Source organism: Klebsiella sp. A-Nf5 (genome assembly GCF_002810545.1).
In the GTDB taxonomy this organism is placed as follows: Bacteria; Pseudomonadota; Gammaproteobacteria; order Enterobacterales; family Enterobacteriaceae; genus Klebsiella; species Klebsiella variicola.
Genome location: NZ_PIOG01000252.1, coordinates 1 through 616, shown reverse-complemented (window position 1 = coordinate 616; position 616 = coordinate 1). Strand labels below are relative to the sequence as shown.

Below are 616 nucleotides of genomic sequence, written 5' to 3'. Positions count from 1 at the left end.
ACCATAGGCGTATTGTTGACAGCTGTGTACATATGCACCAAAGTCGCCATCCTTGTCTGGGAAGGCGCATCCGGAAAGTATTAGTGAGGTAGCGACGATGGCTATGCCTTTAATCGTGCGGGGCATTATTTTTCCTCAAAATTCAGGTTTCATCTGCTCAGGAAATTTCTTAGATGAAGCGTAATAGCTCCCAAGGGTATAAGCCTTTAACTGCTGTTCAGTGTCGACTCGACATGATGTGTTATAACAAGCACCGCTGATCATTCCATAAGCTGCAGCCTTTTTGTTTAAGTCTGCCTTTGCTTCTTCGATGCTGTTCTTGCTCATTGTCACGACGCATCCTGAAACAATCGCTTGGGCCTTGCGGTCGTCCATGTTCAAAATCACCGTGTTGGCCTCTTTACTGTATCCATTATTCTTGTAAACATCGGCAGCGAACTCACGACATTCAGTGTAGTGCGGGCTTGTTTTGACCTCATCATAATTCGGTATCTTCATGCCAGCACAGCCAACCATTATGAAACTCATCCCCGTTATTAGCGTTTTTTTTAACATATCCCTAACCCAAAGGCTCCGTTATGAGAGTGTGTAGTCCAGTTAAGTACCATTGTTGGTG

1 protein-coding gene is annotated in these 616 nt (G+C 44.8%); it reads right to left on the bottom strand.

The window, feature by feature from the left end:
• Positions 1 to 135 precede the first annotated feature (135 nt).
• On the bottom strand, positions 136 to 555 hold the full coding sequence (locus tag CWM53_RS23390) for a hypothetical protein (RefSeq protein WP_100698767.1): 420 nt from the start codon (positions 553 to 555) through the stop codon (positions 136 to 138).
• Positions 556 to 616: the final 61 nt, after the last annotated feature.

What these genes read in the sequence shown, in the direction of transcription:
- CWM53_RS23390 (WP_100698767.1), bottom strand. Translation starts at nt 555, where the DNA reads ATGTTAAAAAAAACGCTAATAACGGGGATGAGTTTCATAATGGTTGGC.